Annotated in this window: 15 protein-coding genes and 1 riboswitch; of the genes, 11 read left to right on the forward strand and 4 right to left on the reverse strand. The window is 60.8% G+C overall.

Translation table 11 applies throughout. From position 1 onward, the window contains the following. Positions 1-130: 130 nt before the first annotated feature. A complete protein-coding gene (locus ACTQVX_RS01290) occupies positions 131-553 on the reverse strand; it encodes a hypothetical protein (RefSeq protein WP_441559997.1) in 423 nt (140 codons plus the stop codon). Positions 554-561: 8 nt separating this feature from the next. Beyond that, a riboswitch (SAM riboswitch) is annotated at positions 562-652 on the reverse strand. Between the two features lie 268 nt (positions 653-920). On the opposite strand from ACTQVX_RS01290, the gene ACTQVX_RS01295 reads away from it, so the two are divergent. Further along, entirely contained in the window at positions 921-2,243 is a 1,323-nt protein-coding gene (locus ACTQVX_RS01295) for an ATP-binding protein (RefSeq protein WP_441559999.1), read from the forward strand. Positions 2,244-2,278: 35 nt separating this feature from the next. Here ACTQVX_RS01295 and ACTQVX_RS01300 read toward each other — a convergent pair whose 3' ends face one another. Together ACTQVX_RS01300 and ACTQVX_RS01305 are read right to left on the reverse strand one after the other, a co-directional pair. Next, positions 2,279-2,968: a hypothetical protein gene (locus ACTQVX_RS01300; protein WP_441560001.1), complete on the reverse strand. Its 690-nt coding sequence runs from the start codon at positions 2,966-2,968 to the stop codon at positions 2,279-2,281. A 124-nt stretch (positions 2,969-3,092) separates the two neighbouring features. Then, entirely contained in the window at positions 3,093-3,746 is a 654-nt protein-coding gene (locus ACTQVX_RS01305; protein WP_427717686.1) for a helix-turn-helix transcriptional regulator, read from the reverse strand. A 277-nt stretch (positions 3,747-4,023) separates the two neighbouring features. Here ACTQVX_RS01305 and dpaL point away from each other — a divergent pair, with 277 nt between their 5' ends. The 6 genes from dpaL (at position 4,024) to hydA (ending at position 11,403) form a co-directional block, all read left to right on the forward strand. Then, positions 4,024-5,238, forward strand: a complete 1,215-nt coding sequence (dpaL, locus tag ACTQVX_RS01310; RefSeq protein ID WP_441032361.1) for a diaminopropionate ammonia-lyase — start codon at positions 4,024-4,026, stop codon at positions 5,236-5,238. Positions 5,239-5,477: 239 nt separating this feature from the next. Further along, positions 5,478-6,863: a YgeY family selenium metabolism-linked hydrolase gene (locus ACTQVX_RS01315; protein WP_441032358.1), complete on the forward strand. Its 1,386-nt coding sequence runs from the start codon at positions 5,478-5,480 to the stop codon at positions 6,861-6,863. Between the two features lie 201 nt (positions 6,864-7,064). Then, entirely contained in the window at positions 7,065-8,267 is a 1,203-nt protein-coding gene (gene ygeW, locus ACTQVX_RS01320; protein WP_441032356.1) for a knotted carbamoyltransferase YgeW, read from the forward strand. A 14-nt stretch (positions 8,268-8,281) separates the two neighbouring features. Continuing rightward, positions 8,282-9,232 carry a carbamate kinase gene (gene arcC / locus ACTQVX_RS01325; protein WP_441032353.1) on the forward strand — a complete coding sequence of 317 codons (951 nt, stop codon included), beginning with the start codon at positions 8,282-8,284 and terminating at the stop codon, positions 9,230-9,232. 180 nt (positions 9,233-9,412) lie between these two features. After that, positions 9,413-10,027: a nucleotidyltransferase family protein gene (locus tag ACTQVX_RS01330; RefSeq protein ID WP_441032350.1), complete on the forward strand. Its 615-nt coding sequence runs from the start codon at positions 9,413-9,415 to the stop codon at positions 10,025-10,027. Positions 10,028-10,035: 8 nt separating this feature from the next. Next, positions 10,036-11,403 carry a dihydropyrimidinase gene (gene hydA / locus ACTQVX_RS01335; RefSeq protein WP_441540480.1) on the forward strand — a complete coding sequence of 456 codons (1,368 nt, stop codon included), beginning with the start codon at positions 10,036-10,038 and terminating at the stop codon, positions 11,401-11,403. Between the two features lie 113 nt (positions 11,404-11,516). Here hydA and yqeC read toward each other — a convergent pair whose 3' ends face one another. Further along, positions 11,517-12,254, reverse strand: coding sequence for a selenium cofactor biosynthesis protein YqeC (yqeC, locus tag ACTQVX_RS01340; protein WP_441560003.1), 738 nt, complete (start codon positions 12,252-12,254; stop codon positions 11,517-11,519). 102 nt (positions 12,255-12,356) lie between these two features. Between yqeC and yqeB the strand changes: the two genes are divergently transcribed. The 4 genes from yqeB (at position 12,357) to rplE (ending at position 16,681) form a co-directional block, all read left to right on the forward strand. Continuing rightward, entirely contained in the window at positions 12,357-13,151 is a 795-nt protein-coding gene (gene yqeB, locus ACTQVX_RS01345) for a selenium-dependent molybdenum cofactor biosynthesis protein YqeB (protein ID WP_441560005.1), read from the forward strand. 9 nt (positions 13,152-13,160) lie between these two features. Further along, the gene (locus tag ACTQVX_RS01350; RefSeq protein WP_441560006.1) at positions 13,161-14,204 is read left to right on the forward strand and encodes an XdhC family protein; all 1,044 of its coding nucleotides are present in this window, start codon (positions 13,161-13,163) and stop codon (positions 14,202-14,204) included. A 298-nt stretch (positions 14,205-14,502) separates the two neighbouring features. Then, positions 14,503-15,816: a uracil-xanthine permease family protein gene (locus ACTQVX_RS01355; protein WP_441560008.1), complete on the forward strand. Its 1,314-nt coding sequence runs from the start codon at positions 14,503-14,505 to the stop codon at positions 15,814-15,816. A gap of 307 nt (positions 15,817-16,123) precedes the next feature. Further along, complete coding sequence (gene rplE, locus ACTQVX_RS01360) at positions 16,124-16,681, forward strand: 50S ribosomal protein L5 (RefSeq protein WP_154516073.1); 558 nt, start codon at positions 16,124-16,126, stop codon at positions 16,679-16,681. The last annotated feature ends 77 nt before the right edge of the window (positions 16,682-16,758 follow it).

Here is a 16,758-nt window from a genome sequence, read left to right on the forward strand (position 1 = left end):
ACGCCCCCTTGTTATTGGGTATTCGATTGCCGCCTTAATCTCCAGCTTGTTTCTTAGCCACCTGGATGTGGGGCGGGGAGTCGAGTGGGCGCGTTTAGTGCTTTGCAGATTTAACGGTACGCGAGTTCGCCTACACCCCCGCGATCCCGCGCGCGGCACTCAGCAGCTCGTACTCCCTCTGGCTCCACTGGTGCAGTTCGGCCGCGCGCACGGCATCGCGACACAGGTCCAAAAACACTTCGGCTCCCTCGCAGAAGCACTCGCGTGCAAAGGTGCCAGATCCGTCCGCGACGCACGTGCCGTCTGCAAGCAGCTTCCAACTCGACGGCTCGCGCGAGTCGTCTCCGAGCAGCTTGATCTGCAGCACGTGCGGGTCGCCAGCGGCGCAGAGCTCTTCCTCGAGTACCTGCACCGTAAAGCGCATCTGGTGGGAGAGACTGCTCTTGACCATGGCCGAGGCATAGCCGCTCGGCTTGTCCAGAAGATGCATTCGTTTTGGCTTGGCTGCCAGGTTGTGGAAATTGCGCTCGCTGCGCACGGAGAAATTGTCCATACGGACTCCTTTCATCGATGTTGGCAGGGCCACCGTGCCTCTTGGCCGGTTGGCGTCGGGATCGTGGAGCCAACTCTCTACCCCGACTCTGGATAAAACACGCCCGCTCCTTGCGGGCACTATGGAGTCTATCAGCGCACGCGGACACAAATCAAGCGCCGCCTGCGAAATGATGTGCAGACGGCGCTTGATTGCGCGGCAATTATTCGGCCAACATTCGGAAAAGTGTCGAAATCAGCCTTATAATAGTACGGAAAAGTGTCAAATTCGAGCCGCCCAAATTACGGAAAAGTGTCGATTCGACCGTCATTCAACTACGGAAAAGTGTATCCTAGTGCTAAAACAGCACGTAATAAGGGGTGCGCTTATGCTGCAGAGAAAAGCGAAAGCACAGTTTGAATCTTGGCTTGCCTCGTCGCCTAACAAGGCTCTTTTGGTCAAGGGCGCCCGACAGGTAGGAAAGTCATATCTGGTCAACGTCTTTGCAAACGAATCGTTCGAAAATGTCGTGACGTTCGACCTTATCGCCGACGCATCCGTGCGCGATTCGTTTTTGGCGGCGAAAAGTGCGGATGACCTGCTTATGCGCATGTCTATCGCTGCGACGCAGCCGATGGTTGCGAACAAGACCGTCGTGGTTATCGACGAGGTGCAGCGATGTCCCAACGTGGTGACGTTTATCAAATACCTGGTCCAGCGCGGCGACTTTCGATACATCCTTACCGGTTCGCTCCTTGGCGTTGAGCTCGAGGGCATCGATTCCCTGCCGGTGGGCTATGTCGAGCAGGTCCAGATGTACCCGCTCGACTTTGAGGAGTTTTGCTGGGCAAATGGCGTTGGTGCCAGCGTTTTTGACATGCTCAGGGGCTGTCTAAAGGATGAGGAGGAGCTCCCCAGCTACCTGTATGACCGCTTGCTCGATCTGTTCCATCAGTATGTGGTGGTGGGAGGCATGCCCGACGCGGTCAATTCCTTCTTGGCGACGCGCAATGTCGACGAGGTTCGAAACATCCACCGCGATCTTCACGCCCTGTATCGCGATGACATCGCAAAGTACGCTCCGCCCGAGCTGCGCCTGGTTATTCGCGATATCTACGATTTGATTCCCAGCGAGGCTGGCTCCAAAAACAAGCGATTCAAGCTGTCGTCGATTAACGGTGTCAAACGTTTTTCGCAGGTGACAGACCATTTTCTTTGGCTCTCGGAGGCGGGCGTTGCGCTTCCCGTGTATAACGTAACGGCGCCCGTGGCACCCCTTTTATTGGGGGAGCAGCGAAATCTGTTTAAGCTGTTTTACTTGGACACCGGAATGCTCATGTCGTCGTATTCCAAGAAGGTTGCCCAAGGGGTTTTTGATGGAGAGGCAGAAGGCCCCTTTGGCATGAATATGGGGGCGGCGTTTGAGGGCTTTGTCGCGCAAGAGCTCAAAGCCCACGGATTCAGATTGCGCTACTTTACGTCCAAAAAGGTTGGCGAGCTCGATTTTGTTGAGGAGACGCTCGATGGCGAGGTTCTTGCCATCGAGGTCAAATCGGGCAAGAGCTTTAAGTCCCACGCGGCACTCGACAACGCACTGGCAACGAAGGGCTACGGAATCGATCGCGCCCTGGTACTTGCGGAATGTAATTTGCATCGCGATGGTGACGTGCTGTATCTGCCCATCTTTATGGCAGGGCTCTTGGAGCCGTAGCGCACCGCTGACTATGTGGTCGCCCTCAGCCCTCGCTACTCGTCCCCGTCGTTGGGGTCGCCCTTGAGGTTGTTGACGTCGAGGTAGTCGTTGCTCTCGTCCTCTTTTTGCTGCGTTGCCGATTCGGACTCGACGGGGCTGAGGAACAGCTGGAATCCCTCAAACGCAATGACGCCAAGTAGCACCACGACAATCGCTATAAAGACAATCTTTGCTACTGGATTGAAATCCAAAAAGCGCGGCGCCTCTTCTGCGGCGTAGTAGTCGCCATAATAATCGTCGTTATCAGTGTGGCTATCGGTGTATGAGGATGTGGGTATAGCTTGCGCATGGTCGTCCGGCTCGTATTCGGAAGCGGACGCGGCGACAAGCGGATTTACCGGCTCGCCGAGCGTCGGCGCGCCGGCAGATGTTTCGTCCAGATCGGCATCAGCCCAGGAATCGAAGGCAAACTGACGGGTCGCAAAGTCGTCGAGATCTGCAACGGGCGGTTCGGGCGCAAGATGCTGCGCCGCGGCGATAAACGATGCCGTCTCGGAAGGATCGCCTGCCGAATGGGTTTTGCCGCTCATGGGCTCGTCGGCGGTCCCGGGGCGGTCGCTCATCACGTCGTCGAGGCTCAACGCAAACAGATCGTCTTCGCCCTCGTCAAACGCGCGTTTCGCATGCCTGGCGGCAGAAGCGAAGCCTCCGTGGTCGTTGCGCGATGCGTTGCTCGACCCCATCTTGTTCCATCCTTTCGAACTGTCTCGTCCTTCGATTATATGGAACTTGCCTTGCGGCCGAGTCTTGGATTCGTGCATTTTGGAACTCACACCCAAAAGGGGAGGGGTGATCTGGCCGAGTTGCCTACTTGTCGCCGGCGGCAGCCTTTGCCTCGTTGAGGTAGCTATAGAAGCTGTACTTAGAGATGCCAAAGAACTCGCAGGCACGCTCGCTCGACTTGGAAATGAGGAAGGCGCCGCGACGATCGAGGTAGCCAATGGCGCGAATGCGCTCATCTTTGGTCATAAGGGCTGCGGGCTTGCCCACGTATTGCTCGCACTCGCGCAGCAGATCTTCGAGCAAGTCGCCGATGGTTTTGGTAATGGGCTCGGGCTCGGTGTAGCCCGTGCCGTCGGTGCCGGTAAAGGCATCGAGTGAGCGCTCAAAAGCTTTCATGAGCGTAATGTCAAAGTTAATGCCCAAAATGCCGACAGGCTTGCCCTCGTCGTTGCGGATAAAGATGGTCGAGGACTTAAGCAGCTTGCCATCGGCGGTTTTGGTGAGGTATGGTTCGCGGTCGTGCACGTCGGTGGTGTCCTCGTGCATGGACTCAAACACAATATGGCTGGGACCGTCGCCCAGTTTGCGCCCGCTTACATGGCCGTTTTCGATCACCACGATGGAGTGATCCACGTCCTCGGTCTCCAGGTCGTGGACGACGACTTCGCAGTTGGGGCCAAACTGGAGCGCTAGGCCGTGTGCAAGGCGCTTATAAAACTCAATCTGTGCGGGGGTCATGGGTGCCTTCCTAAAAATTAGTTTGGGCACACTTTGCCATAAACCCCACTTGTTCGCAAATAACGAAAGTGCCGCTGCGTTATGTGACCGTTCGTCGGGGAAAAGGTACCGATTACGGCAACAAACAATTTGTTAGGTTTACCAATCAAAAAGTATGATAGAACATTGCTAACAAACTTTTTGTTTGGCATCCACATAAAAGTTCAGTCGCATGAATGGGAATGGGCTGAAACGCGTATGCGGGGGCCGGCAAGAGAGGACTTAAGGAGTTCACCGTATGGCCGATAAGATCCAGTGGGCGGGCAACACGATGCCCAAGAGCGATGACAAGCACATGGGAATCATGAGCCTCGACCACGTGAAGAAGGCCCGCGCCTTCCACCAGTCGTTCCCCCAGTACACCGTCACTCCGCTTGCCCGCCTGGACGGCCAGGCCGCGCGCCTGGGCCTGTCCAATCTGTGCGTCAAGGACGAGAGCTATCGCTTTGGCCTTAATGCTTTTAAGGTCCTGGGTGGTTCGTTTGCCATGGCCAACTACATTGCCGACGAGACCGGCAAGGACGTTGCCGAGTGCACTTTCGATTACCTGACCTCCGATCAGCTTGCCAAGGACTTTGGCCAGGCCACCTTCTTTACCGCCACCGACGGCAACCATGGCCGCGGCGTGGCTTGGGCTGCCAACAAGTTGGGCCAGAAGGCTGTTGTGCACATGCCCAAGGGTTCCACCAAGCCCCGCTTTGATAACATCGCCGCCGAGGGCGCCACGGTGACCATCGAAGAGGTCAACTACGACGAGTGCGTGCGCATGGCCGCCGCCGAGGCCGACGCCTGCGAGCGCGGCGTCATCGTCCAGGACACCGCCTGGGAGGGCTACGAGAAGATCCCGTCCTGGATTATGGAGGGCTACGGCACCATGGCTTCCGAGGCTGCCGAGCAGCTGCGCGAGATGGCCATCAACCGCCCGACGCACGTCTTTGTCCAGGCTGGCGTAGGCTCGCTGGCCGGCGCCGTGGTGGGCTACTTCACCAACCTGTATCCCGATAACCCGCCCACATTCGTCGTGGTCGAGTGCGCGCCTGCCGCCTGCCTGTACAAGGGCGCTGCCGCCGGCGACGGCGACCCGCGCATCGTGGACGGCGACATGCCCTCCATCATGGCCGGCCTGTGCTGCGGCGAGCCCAACATCCTGGGCTGGGATATCCTGCGCAACCACGCCACCGCCTTCGTGTCCTGCCCCGACTGGGTTACCGCTCGCGGCATGCGCACCCTGGGCGCTCCCGAGAAGGGCGACCCGCGCGTTATCTCCGGCGAGTCCGGCGCTGTGACCACCGGCCTGGTCGAGACCATCATGCTCGACCCCGAGTACGCCGAGCTCAAGGAGCTCATCGGCCTGGACAAGACGAGCTCCGTGCTCTGCTTCTCCACCGAGGGCGACACGGATCCGGATCAGTACCGTCGCATCGTCTGGGAGGGCGAGTACCCCACCTGCTAGCAGGACGACCTGTCCGGGTGGCGGAGCATATGTTTACTCCGCTGCTCGAACAGTCCTGCGCAAGACGGAAAGCACATTAAGTGCTTTCCTTTGCGTGCGGAACTCGCGACGGAGCAAACATATGCTCCGCCACCCTTCGTTGACTTGCTTGCCGGGTACTCGACCTCACGCTGCTTGGCACAAGTGATCTATCTGAAATATCTACCTGTAGGTAAACCCTTGTAGAAAGGTTGACTGTTATGGCTAAAGAACTCGATTTCGACGCTATCAAGGCTGCTGCTGAGTCCCACCGTGCTGATATGACGCGTTTCCTGCGCGCTATGATCTCCCATCCCTCTGAGTCTTGCGAGGAGGGCGAGGTTGTCGCCTGCATCAAGGCCGAGATGGAGAACCTCGGCTATGACGAGGTCAGGGTCGACGGCCTGGGCAACGTTATGGGCTTTATGGGCGAGGGCGACAAGATCATCGCCATCGACTCCCACATCGACACCGTCGGCATCGGCAACATCGAGAACTGGGACGCCGATCCCTATGAGGGCTACGAGACCGACGAGATCATCTACGGTCGCGGCGGCTCCGACCAGGAGGGTGGCATGGCTTCTGCTACCTACGCTGCCAAGATGATGAAGGACATGGGCCTTATCCCCGAGGGCTATAAGATCATGGTCGTCGGTACCGTCCAGGAAGAGGACTGCGATGGCATGTGCTGGCAGTACATCTACAACAAGGACGGCATTAAGCCCGAGTTCGTCATTTCCACCGAGCCCACCGACGGCGGCATCTATCGCGGTCACCGCGGCCGCATGGAGATCCGCGTCGACGTTCACGGCACTTCCTGCCACGGCTCCGCTCCCGACCGCGGCGACAACGCCATCTACAAGATGGCCGACATCATCGCCGACGTCCGTGCCCTCAACAACAACGGCTGCGACGAGTCGACCGACATCAAGGGTCTCGTCAAGATGCTCGACCCCAAGTACAACCCCGAGCACTACGAGGATGCTCGCTTCCTGGGCCGCGGCACCTGCACCGTCAGCCAGATTTTCTACACCAGCCCCAGCCGCTGCGCCGTGGCCGACTCCTGCGCCATCTCCATCGACCGTCGCATGACCGCCGGTGAGACCTGGGAGTCCTGCCTGGACGAGATCCGCAACCTGCCGGCCGCCAAGAAGTACGGCGACGACGTGAAGGTCTCCATGTACATGTACGACCGTCCGTCCTGGACCGGCGAGGTCTACGAGACCGAGGCTTATTTCCCCACGTGGATCAACAAGGAGACCGCTCCGCACGTCAAGGCCCTCGTCGACGCCCACAAGGCCATGTTTGGTGACGAGCGTATCGGCTGCGAGCCCAGCATGGACAAGCGCACCGGTCGCCCGCTGTGCGACAAGTGGACCTTCTCCACGAACTGCGTCTCCATCCAGGGCCGTTACGGCATCCCCTGCGTGGGCTTTGGCCCGGGTGCCGAGTCTCAGGCTCACGCTCCCAACGAGGTCACCTACAAGGACGACCTGGTCACCGCTGCCGCCATGTACGTTGCTGCCCTGAACCTCTACGATCCGAGCCAGGCCGATGGCGACGCCACCGTGTTCCGCGCCGGTCTGACCAACAACAAGATCGATTAGTCCCATTCCTCGATTTTGTTGAGCCGGGGGCCGCTCGTGTCCCCGGCACCCCCTGTTGACTTGGGGCCCGCGGTCGTTATCTCCCATGCTTCCTCAACGGTGGCGGGTCCTCGTCATGGTGCTCTGCATGTTCTAGCCACACGCGCATGCCGGAGCACATCTACTCATTGCGATCGCTTCACCTTTAGAAAGGATATTTACATGGACGCTAAGTTTACCGAGCTCGTCGAGCAGCTGAACGGCCTCGATTTTAAGGGTATGTACGGCAGCGACTTCCTGCACACCTGGGACAAGACCACCGATGAGCTCAAGGCTCTCTACATCGTCGCCGACGCCCTGCGCGAGCTGCGTGAGAACAACGTTTCGTCTAAGATCTTCGACTCCGGTCTTGCTGTCTCGCTGTTCCGCGACAACTCCACCCGTACACGCTTCTCCTTCTCTAAGGCCGCCAACCTGCTTGGCCTTGAGCTGCAGGACCTTGACGAGAAGAAGTCCCAGATCGCCCACGGCGAGACCGTCCGCGAGACCGCTACCATGATCTCCTTCATGGCCGATGTCATCGGCATCCGCGACGACATGTACATCGGCAAGGGCGACGCCTACATGGCCGAGGTCTCCGAGTCCGTGCAGCAGGCCTACGAGGACGGCGTTCTGGATCACCGTCCCACGCTCATCTCCCTGCAGTCCGATTCTGACCACCCCACGCAGTCCTCTGCCGACATGCTCTACCTCATCAACGAGTTTGGCGGTCTCGAGAACCTCAAGGGCAAGAAGGTTGCCGTCACTTGGGCCTATTCGCCCTCTTACGGCAAGCCGCTGTCCTGCCCGCAGTCGCTGATCAGCCTGCTGCCCCGCTTTGGCATGGACGTCACCCTGGCTCACCCCGAGGGCTACGACCTCATGCCCGAGGTCGTCGAGCGCGCCCGCGGCTATGCCGCCGAGTCCGGCACCACCTTTAAGCAGGTCAACACCATGGCCGAGGCCTTCGAGGGTGCCGACATCGTGATTCCCAAGAGCTGGGCTCCGTTTGCCGCCATGGAGAAGCGCACCAACCTGTACGCCGAGGGCGACGACGCCGGCATCGCAGCGCTCGAGAAGGAGCTGCTTGCCCAGAACGCCACGCACCAGGATTGGTGCTCCACGACCGAGCTCATGGAGAAGACTGCCAACGGCCAGGACACCATCTTTATGCACCCGCTGCCCGCCGACATCTCCGGTGTCTCCTGCGAGCACGGCGAGGTCAACGCCGACGTCTTCGACATGCACCGCGTGGGCATGTACAAGGAGGCCAGCTACAAGCCGTATGCCATTGCTGCCATGATGTTCCTGCAGAAGGTTGCCGATCCCGCCGCCACCCTCAAGGCCCTCGACGAGCGAAACACCGCCCGTTGGTTCCAGGCCTAAAGCTGGGCTGAGAAATGGCTAAGCGTATTGTTGTCGCCTTGGGCGGAAACGCCCTCGGCGCCAACCTTCCCGAACAGATGGAGGCCGTCAAGACGACTTCCAAGGCCATTGTCGACCTGATCGAGGAGGGCAACGAGGTCGTCGTCGTACATGGCAACGGCCCCCAGGTGGGCATGATCGCCAATGCGATGGCCGAGCTCACGCGCTCTAACCCTCAGAAGTACATTCCCTGCCCGTTGTCCGTTTGCGGCGCCATGAGCCAGGGCTACATTGGCTATGACCTGCAAAACGCCTTGCGCGAGGAAATGCTCGACCGCAATATCGACAAGGGTGTCGCCACCGTGCTCACCCAGGTCGAGGTTGCGGCGGACGACCCGGCCTTTGCCGACCCGGTCAAGCCGATCGGTCCGTGGATGAGCGAGGCCGAGGCCAAGGAGCTGGAGGCCGACCGCGGCTATCAGTTCATCCACGACGAGAAGCAGGGCTTCCGTCGCGTGGTTGCCTCGCCCAAGCCCGTGAACATCGTCGAGCTCGACACCATCAAGTCGCTCGTCGAGTCCAACCATGTGGTGATCTCCTGCGGCGGTGGCGGCATTCCCGTCACCAAGTCCCAGGGCAACCACCTTAAGGGCGCTGCCGCCGTCATCGATAAGGACTTTGCGGCCGAGAAGCTCGCTGAGCAGCTCGACGCCGATGCCCTGATCATCCTGACGGCTGTGGAGAAGGTTGCCATTGGCTTTGGCACCGACCACGAGCAGTGGCTCGACACGCTGACCGCTGCCGACGTTAAGCGTCTGTCCGAGGCCAACGAGTTCGGTCGCGGCTCCATGCTGCCCAAGGTTCAGGCCGCCTCGACGTTTGCCGAGAGCAAGCCGGGCCGCACGGCGCTCATCACGCTGCTCGAGAAGGCGCGCGATGGCCTTGCCGGCAAGACCGGTACCACGTTTACTGACAACGCCGAGTAGGCATATCGTACTGATGTAGAGGAGGGTGTCCTGCGCTGCGGGATGCCCTCCTTTGTGTTACAGAGAGCCGAGGGGCGCTCGCTGGAAAAACGAGCGTGCGCCTGTTCCGACGGAGTGCGAGCTTGGTATGGTGGGTATAGCAACTATGTTGTCCAAGGCAACCAGGGGAGGTTTGCGAAGATGAAACTTGGTTGCGTCATTATGGCTTCGGGCGAGGGCAAGCGGTTTGGCTCTAACAAGATGCTTGCCGATATCTATGGCGAGCCGCTGATTGCCCGGACCATCGATTCGGTTCCCCGGGGCTTTGACGTTGTGGTTTCGACGCGTTGGTCCGAGGTTGCTCAGATTTGCGAGGACAAGCATTGCCCGTGCGCGCTGCACGAGGGTGAGCTGCGCAGCGAAAGCGTCCGTGCGGGCCTTTCGTGGGGAGTCGATCACAACTGGAAAGGTTGCCTCTTTTTGCCGGGCGACCAGCCGCTTGTGAGCGCGGATTCTTTTGAGGCCATGGTTCGCGCGTTTGACGAGCACGGCCGCAAGCACCCGGTACGTCTTGCGTGCAACGGTGAGCCTTCGAGCCCGGTGCTCTTTCCGACGGAACTGTTCGATGCGCTTATGTGTCTTGAGGGCAAGGACGGCGGCGGTTCGATCCTCAAGGACCGCACCGACGTGGTGCTGGTCGAGGCGCGTGCCTACGAGCTGTGGGACGTCGATACTGCCAAGGGACAGCGACGCATAACGGAGCATATCGCGGCCTGCTCGTATTTTGATCGCGTGGCCAACTGTATGAATCAATAAGGAGCAACATGATCATCATCAAAAACGGCGCGCTCGTGACGCCCCAGGGGCTTCGCCGCGCCGATCTTGCCATGGAGGGCGACAAGATTGTGCGGATTGCCGCATCAATCGAGCCGGCCGAGGGCGATACCGTCCAGGACGCCACCGACTGCTGGGTGTTCCCCGGCTTTATCGACGGCCACACGCACATGCAGTGCTGGACTGGCATGGATTGGACGGCCGATAGCTTTGAGACCGGTACGCGCGCGGCTGCCTGCGGCGGTACGACGACCATCGTGGACTACGCGACGGCCGATCGCGGCGTGACCATGCCCGATGCCTTTGCCGAGTGGCATCGCCGCGCCGACGGCACCTGCACGGCAAACTACGCTTTTCATATGGCACTCGCCGAGTGGAATGAGCGCAATCGCGCCGACCTTTCGGCCATGCGCGAGGCGGGTGTATCGTCGTTCAAGACCTACTTTGCCTACGACCACCTGCGCTTGGACGATGCCGAGACGCTCGAGGTGCTCGAGGAGCTCAAGCGCGTGGGCGGTATCCTGTGCGTGCATTGCGAGAACGGCACGTTGGTGAATGAACTGCAGAAGCGCGTGTACGAGCAGGGGATTCATGGGCCCGAGGGGCATGCGCTCAGCCGGCCGGACGTGTGCGAGGCCGAGGCCGTGAGCCGTCTGCTGTATCTGGCGCACTTGGCAGGGGACGCTCCGGTCAACGTGGTGCATCTTTCGACCAAGCTGGGGCTCGAGGCCATTCGCGCTGCCAAGGCGCGCGGGCAGAAGAACATCTATGTCGAGACCTGTCCTCAGTATCTGATGCTCGACGACACCTGCTATCTGGAGCAGGGAGAGGACGGCTTTGCGGGTGCCAAGTATGTGATGAGTCCGCCACTGCGCCATGCCGGCGACCGTGCGGCTCTGCGCGAGGCACTTGTGGCCGGCGAGATCGATACTATCGCCACCGACCACTGCAGCTTTAATCTGCACGGGCAAAAGGACCGCGGGCGCGACGACTTCCGCGCGATTCCCAACGGCGGGCCCGGCGTGGAGCATCGTCCTGTCGCGATTGCTACGAGCTTTGAGGGGCAGCTGGGCCCCGAGGACCTCTGCCGCCTGATGAGCGAGAACCCGGCGCGCGTGTTTGGCATGTACCCGCGCAAGGGCTGTCTTGCCGAGGGCTCCGATGCCGACGTGTGCGTGTGGGATCCCCAGGCGCGCTGGACCATTCACGCGGCGACGCAGCATCAGGCTGTGGACTACACGCCGCTCGAGGGCTTTGAGGCGCATGGTCGCGCCAAGGCCGTTTACGTCAACGGCGTGCTGGTGGCGCGCGATGGCGAGCCCACCGGAGCCCAGCCCGGTCGCTACGTGCCCCGCTAGCAGGGGGTGCCGCCAGGGTAGCTAATTTGGGACGGGGCTCTTTTAGCTACCCTGCCTACCTGATGATTTTTCTCTCAACATGGGGTAGCTAAAAGAGCCCCGTCCCAAATTAGCTACCCCTGGAGGCTGGTGGCGACGACGGGGCGGCCGAGGGCTGCTTCGAAGCGGGCGGCCATAGCCGGGTCGCTGAGCGTGTCGACTTGGTTGAGTATGACGTGCGCGGCGTCGAGCCTCAGCGCCTGCATCTCGGCATTGAGCACCTGGGCGACGTGCTCGGGCGTGGCGGTATCGGTGAGCTCGCAGCCGCAACGCTCGCAAAAGAGCTCGGGGCGGTGGACGGCTTCGTTGATGGGCTTGCCGAGCCCCGAGGCGCCAACGATCCAGACGATGTTGGCCGTGCCAGAGGGAATCACCGGCTCCCAGGCGGCGTGGGCCTTGAGCGGGAGCCGCTTGCTGCCGTCCGCCTCGGCCAAGACGTAGTTAAAGCGCTGTGCTAGCTCGCCGAGCGGCTCGGCGGGGGCAGAGAGCTTGCCCGTCTCGGGGTCCAAGACACCTGCTTGGCAGATGCTTCCCCGCGCAAGGCCCGTGCAGGCCTCGCAGGTGCAACCGGGGACATGTGAGGCGCCCGGCTTCCAAGGTGCGGCGTCCAGGCGACGACTCGACCCGTCCCATGGCACGCCGGCGACGGGAAACATATGCGTGGTGGTGCAGAGGAGCACGCGGCCGCCCGCGCGCATAAGCTCAAGGCCGAGCGCCTTGAGCAAGGTCGACTTGCCACCGCTGCCGATAATTGCGGTGATGCCCGGCTCGAGCTTGAGCGCGGAGGCAAGGTTTCCGCTCGTCGTTTCCATCTGTTCACCGCCGTATAATACTGTGATAATAAATAATCATCAGAGTAGCGGTCGAACCGCTTTTGCTCTGCTCAAACCGTAGCACAGGGAGGTGCCCCGAAAATGCTCGTTTATGTTCGCGGCGCCGGCGATATCGCCACGGGCGTCGCCGCCCGTTTGGTGCGCGCCGGCGTGTCGGTTGTCATGGCCGATATCGCGGTTCCCACGTGTATCCGTCGCACGATCAGTTTTTGTGAGGCCATTCGCCTGGGCGAGGTTCAGGTTGAGGGCATTCGCGCTCGCTTGGCGCAGACGCCGGCAGAGGCGCTTGCAATTACCCAGGCCGGAGATGTCGCCGTTGTGGTGGATCCCCAGGCCAAGATGCTCGGCGAACTTAAGCCCGCTGCTGTGGTCGACGCGATCCTGGCTAAGCGCAACTTGGGCACCACGCGCGATATGGCGCCTGTCGTCATCGCCGTGGGGCCGGGCTTTACCGCGCCGGTCGATTGTGATGCCGTGGTCGAGACCATGCGCGGTCATTTCCTCGGCCGCGTCATCACCCAGGGCTCGCCCCAGCCCAATACGGGCGTGCCGGGTGTCATCGCCGGCTATGGCAAGGAGCGCGTTATCCACAGCCCCGCCGCCGGCGTGTTTAGGTCCGACCGCGCGATCGGTGACATCGTGAGTGCCGGTGATGTGATTGGGTATGCGGGCGATGCGCCCATGGTCACGCAGATTGACGGCTGCTTGCGCGGCCTTTTGGCCGACGGCGTTCTGGTGACCGAGGGCTTTAAATGTGCCGACGTCGACCCGCGCGGCGATGCCAGCTATATCAACTATATTTCGGACAAGGCGACGTCGGTCGGCGGCGGCGTGCTCGAGGCGCTCGCCATGTTCACCGACGTTTTTAGGGGATAGGAAGCGACGATGGAAAAGCTCGATGTGGTGAATGCTGCGCTTGGCGCTCTGAAGGCTGGTAAGACGTGCGAGCTGGTGGTAGTTGCCGGCACGGCAGGGTCATCGCCGCGCGGCGTGGGCGCCTGGATGGCCGTCTTTGCCGATGGCAGCCAAGCGGGCACCATCGGCGGCGGTAAGATCGAGCTCTTTGCGCTGGACGAGGCGCGCGAGCTGCTGGCCGCAGGGCAGTCGCGCCTGGTCCGCTACACCATGGGCGGCGAGAACTCCGATACCGGCATGATCTGCGGCGGAGCCATCTGCCTGTGCTATCTGCACCTGGATGTATCGCAAGCGCCGTTGTTCCAGTCGGTTGCCGACGTCTTGGCGTATCGACGCATCGGCGACTTCGTCATCGACTTTGAACCGTTTATCGCAAGCGCGCTCGAAAGCGACGCCGCCGAATACCATGGCGAGGAGTCGCGCCGCACCATTGTGGGCTGCCCCGGGCTTTCGCTGACGGAAGAGGGGAGTAAGGTCACCTACACCAACGCCGCCTCCGAGATTCCCCCGGCGCACATCGAGACGCTTTGCCCCGAGGGCCTGACCTACATCTTTGGCTGCGGTCACGTGGGCGCCGCGACGGCGCGCGTGCTCACGGCGGCGGGCTTTGCCGTCGTGGCGTGCGACGATCGCCCCGGCACGCTGACGCCCGAATGGGTACCCGGCGTCTACGACCGTCGTCTGGTCGACTACAAGAACCTGGACGAGCAATGCTCCATCGGTCCGCGCGATCTGGTAGTCGTCGCCACGGCGGGCCACAAGTCCGATATCGATGTGGTGATTCAGGCCTTGCGCGCCAAGCCCGCCTATTTGGGTTGCCTGGGTTCGCGCCGCAAGACGGCCTTTGTGCGGGCTCGCTTGGAGCAGGAGGGCTTTACGCAGGACCAGATCGACGAGCTGCACCTGCCGATCGGCGTTGCCATTCAGGCCGAGGACCCCGAAGAGATCGCCATCTCCATCGCCGCCGAGATGATCCATCTGCGTCGCACCAAGCTCGTCCCCCGCAAGCGCTAGTCGCATCCCAGGGGTAGCTAATTTGGGACGGGGCTCTTTTAGCTACCCTGCCTGCTCGATGATTTTTCTGGGACGGGGATTAAAAAATCATTAGGTACGCAATGATTTTTAAATCCCCGTCCCAGAAAAATCATCTCGAGGCGTTCGCTCACTGTTGGGTAGCTAAAAGAGCCCCGTCCCAAATTAGCTACCCCAGCCCTCTGCCGCATGCGGGTCAAAATGCTACCTGTGCCATATGCCCTATAATGTCCGCCCGTTGGGCGGCATAGGGCCGCTGCCTAGGGTATGGGAGGCGCAAATGGCAGAGTCGGTGGCAGGGGACGCCCTGTTCGAGCGTACGGGAAAAGTTTCGTTTGTGCAGGTATTGCCCCATGCACAGCAGCATGTGCTGGCGGCATTCGCGGGTATCGTTACGCCCGCTATCATCATCGCGTCGGTCTGCGGCTTTACCCCTCAAGAGGAAGCCGCCGTCATTCAGGCGTCGCTGGTTCTCTCGGCGCTTGACATTTTCCTTCAACAGTTCCCCATAAAAGGCATCGTCGGTTCGGGCCTGCCCATCGTGATGGGCGCGAGCTTTACCTTCGTGCCGGCACTTAAAGCGGTCGGTCTTGAGCTTGGTTTCGAGGCCGTGCTGGGCGCTCAAGTTATCGGCGGCGCGCTCGTCGTGCTCTTCGGTCTTTTGTTTAAGCGCGTGAGCTTTCTGTTCCCAGCTCCGGTGCTCGGCACCGTCATCTTTGTCATTGGCCTGTCGCTGTGCCCGGTTGCCGTGGCGTCCATGGCAGGCGGGGAGGGCGCGGCCGATTTTGGCAGCGTCACCAACTGGACCGTCGCGCTCGTGACGTTTGTCGTCACCTTTATGGCCGGTAACTACGGCAAGGGCGCGCTCAAGCTGGGCAGCATCCTGGCCGGTATCTGCGCAGGTTTTGTCGTTGCGGCGGTGTTGGGCATGGTCGACTTCTCGGCTGTCGCGACTGCAAGTTGGTTTGCTCCTCCGGCGTTTGGCGCCCATCGTCTGGTGTTCGATCCAGCGGCGTGTGCCGTGGTGGGCGTTGTGGCCATCGTGAACGCCGTGCAGGTCATGGGAGAGTTTGCCGCCGTGTCCTCTGCTGCGCTCGATACCCCCGCGACCGATAGTCAGATCTCGGGCGGATTGATCGCCAATGGTCTCGTCGGTATGCTCTCGGGCTTTTTGGGCGGCGTCCCCACGGCAACCTTTGGCCAGAATGTGGGCATCATCGCCGAGAACAAGGTCGTCAACCGTATGGTCTTTACGCTCGCAGCCGCCATTCTGCTCGTCGCGGGCCTGCTGCCCAAGTGCGCGGCAGTGCTCACGTCCGTTCCGCAACCGGTGATCGGCGGCGCCACGATCGGCGTGTTCGCAACCATCGGCATGAACGGTGTGGTCATGTTTTCCCGCCACGGCCTGTCTCAGCGCGATACCACGCTCATGGGTCTCTCTATCGCCTTTGGCACGGGCATTGAGCGCACGGCCGGCGCACTTGCCGGCGCTGGATTCCCCGCATGGGTCGACACCGTCTTTGGCGGATCCTCCATTGCCGTCGCCGCACTTGTCGCCGTCGTCCTCAACCTGGTCCTGCCTCGCCAAAAATAACGCCCCATATATGAGTTGCGGTGAAATACGGATTGTTTAAGCCGGTTATGCTGTCAAACAGTCCCTATTTCACCGCAACTGTTTTTTGGGACCCATTTGTGCGGGGGAGTTGTGGAGTTGTGCAGGCAGACGATGTTTTTCTGGAAATACGCACCCAATGCGCGTATAGTACCGATTGTTTTGTCGGCTCCTGCTGCGTCGAGTCCAAACCGCGAAATGCCATGAGCGGCGCGGATGCAGTCAGGAGGCACGAGGACAACCCACCGTGGCCACGCCCCGTGCTTAAAACCCCAAGAAGGAGTGAACAATGGCAGAAGAGAAGTATGTGCCGCGTCTGAAGGCCAAGTACAACAACGAGGTCAAGCAGCAGCTTCAGGACAAGTTCCAGTACGAGAACGTCATGATGATCCCCAAGTTTGAGAAGATCGTCGTGAACATGGGTGTCGGCGAGGCCGCTACCGATTCCAAGGCCATCGACGGTGCCGTGCGCGACCTGCGCGCCATCACCGGCCAGCAGCCGATGATCACCCGTGCCCGCAAGTCCATCGCTACCTTCCGCCTGCGCGCTGGTATGCCGATCGGCTGCAAGGTTACCCTGCGTGGCGACCGTATGTGGGAGTTCTTCGATCGTCTGACCTCCGTCGCTATCCCCCGTATCCGCGACTTCCGCGGCATCTCCGCCAAGAGCTTCGACGGCCGTGGTAACTTCTCCATGGGCGTCACCGAGCAGCTCATCTTCCCCGAGATCGACTTTGACTCCGTCGATCACCAGCGTGGTATGGACATCACTTTCGTGACCACCGCCAACACCGATGAGGAGGCCAAGGCCCTTCTGGACGCCTTTGGTTTCCCGTTCAAGAAATAGGTTCACCTGCCCTATAAGCGCCGTTCCCACAAGGGGGCGGCGCTTGGGGCGAACAATACTCTATGTGAGGAGGATAT

This window comes from Collinsella sp. LCP19S3_A6, from assembly GCF_052122015.1.
Classification (GTDB): Bacteria; Actinomycetota; Coriobacteriia; order Coriobacteriales; family Coriobacteriaceae; genus Collinsella.

Excerpts from the sequence above, each read along its gene's own strand:
- ACTQVX_RS01290 (WP_441559997.1), bottom strand. The coding sequence starts at position 553 with ATGGACAATTTCTCCGTGCGCAGCGAGCGCAATTTCCACAACCTGGCA.
- ACTQVX_RS01315 (WP_441032358.1), top strand. The coding sequence starts at position 5,478 with ATGGCTAAAGAACTCGATTTCGACGCTATCAAGGCTGCTGCTGAGTCC.
- yqeC (WP_441560003.1), bottom strand. The coding sequence starts at position 12,254 with ATGGAAACGACGAGCGGAAACCTTGCCTCCGCGCTCAAGCTCGAGCCG.
- arcC (WP_441032353.1), top strand. The coding sequence starts at position 8,282 with ATGGCTAAGCGTATTGTTGTCGCCTTGGGCGGAAACGCCCTCGGCGCC.
- rplE (WP_154516073.1), top strand. The coding sequence starts at position 16,124 with ATGGCAGAAGAGAAGTATGTGCCGCGTCTGAAGGCCAAGTACAACAAC.
- ACTQVX_RS01355 (WP_441560008.1), top strand. The coding sequence starts at position 14,503 with ATGGCAGAGTCGGTGGCAGGGGACGCCCTGTTCGAGCGTACGGGAAAA.
- dpaL (WP_441032361.1), top strand. The coding sequence starts at position 4,024 with ATGGCCGATAAGATCCAGTGGGCGGGCAACACGATGCCCAAGAGCGAT.
- ACTQVX_RS01330 (WP_441032350.1), top strand. The coding sequence starts at position 9,413 with ATGAAACTTGGTTGCGTCATTATGGCTTCGGGCGAGGGCAAGCGGTTT.
- hydA (WP_441540480.1), top strand. The coding sequence starts at position 10,036 with ATGATCATCATCAAAAACGGCGCGCTCGTGACGCCCCAGGGGCTTCGC.
- ygeW (WP_441032356.1), top strand. The coding sequence starts at position 7,065 with ATGGACGCTAAGTTTACCGAGCTCGTCGAGCAGCTGAACGGCCTCGAT.
- ACTQVX_RS01350 (WP_441560006.1), top strand. The coding sequence starts at position 13,161 with ATGGAAAAGCTCGATGTGGTGAATGCTGCGCTTGGCGCTCTGAAGGCT.
- yqeB (WP_441560005.1), top strand. The coding sequence starts at position 12,357 with ATGCTCGTTTATGTTCGCGGCGCCGGCGATATCGCCACGGGCGTCGCC.
- ACTQVX_RS01295 (WP_441559999.1), top strand. The coding sequence starts at position 921 with ATGCTGCAGAGAAAAGCGAAAGCACAGTTTGAATCTTGGCTTGCCTCG.
- ACTQVX_RS01300 (WP_441560001.1), bottom strand. The coding sequence starts at position 2,968 with ATGGGGTCGAGCAACGCATCGCGCAACGACCACGGAGGCTTCGCTTCT.
- ACTQVX_RS01305 (WP_427717686.1), bottom strand. The coding sequence starts at position 3,746 with ATGACCCCCGCACAGATTGAGTTTTATAAGCGCCTTGCACACGGCCTA.